Origin of the sequence: Butyrivibrio sp. VCB2001 (assembly GCF_000423965.1) — a bacterium.
GTDB lineage: Bacteria > Bacillota > Clostridia > Lachnospirales > Lachnospiraceae > Butyrivibrio.
This window is the reverse complement of the sequence record NZ_AUIZ01000044.1, coordinates 1-1,059: the sequence shown is the minus strand read 5'-3', so window position 1 is coordinate 1,059 and position 1,059 is coordinate 1. Positions and strand designations below refer to the sequence as shown.

At 51.7% G+C, this 1,059-nt stretch carries 1 rRNA gene; it reads left to right on the top strand.

The annotated features are described in order from the left end of the window. A 23S ribosomal RNA gene (locus G589_RS0117580) occupies positions 1–1,059 on the top strand; the annotation flags it as partial.

The window sequence follows — 1,059 nt, the reverse complement described above, 5'->3', positions numbered from 1 at the left end:
CTCCGTCACCGTATGATGAATCCATAGTCATACGGAGGGAACCCGGTGAACTGAAACATCTAAGTAGCCGGAGGAAGAGAAAACAAAAGTGATTCCGTAAGTAGCGGCGAGCGAACGCGGAAGAGCCCAAACCAGAGAGCTTGCTCTTTGGGGTTCGGACTGCATGATCGATGGAGATACCTAGTGGAAGCTGCATGGGAAGGCAGCGGCAGAGAGGGTGAAACCCCCGTACACGAAAGGGATCAAAGCGAGGCAGTATCCAGAGTAGGACGAGACACGTGAAACCTTGTCTGAACGCGCGGGGACCACCCCGTAAGGCTAAATACTACTTAGTGACCGATAGCGTATAGTACCGTGAGGGAAAGGTGAAAAGGACCCCGGGAGGGGAGTGAAAGAGAACCTGAAACCCTGTGCCTGCAAGCTGCGAAAGCCCCATACGAGGGTGATCGCGTACTTTTTGTAGAACGGTCCGGCGAGTTATGTATGGAGGCAAGGTTAAGCACTTAAGGTGAATAGCCGAAGGGAGACCGAGTCTGAACAGGGCGATAGTCTTTATACATAGACCCGAAACCGGGTGATCTATCCATGGACAGGATGAAGCGGCCGTAAAAGGCTGTGGAGGTCCGAACACACATCCGTTGAAAAGGGTGGTGATGAGCTGTGGATAGGGGAGAAATTCCAATCGAACTCGGAGATAGCTGGTTCTCCCCGAAATAGCTTTAGGGCTAGCCCTGTATCAAACCTTTTGGAGGTAGAGCACTGAATATCCGCGGGGGCTTCACCGCTTACCAAAGATTATCAAACTCCGAATGCCAATAAGGTGGTGAACAGGAGTCAGACTACACGAGATAAGTTGGGTAGTCAAAAGGGAAAGAGCCCAGATCCACGGCTAAGGTCCCAAAGTGCGTGTTAAGTGGAAAAGGATGTGGGATTTCATAGACAGCTAGGATGTTGGCTCAGAAGCAGCCACACATTCAAAGAGTGCGTAATAGCTCACTAGCCGAGAGGTCCTGCGCCGAAAATTACCGGGGCTGAAACACGACACCGAAGCCTGGGGAT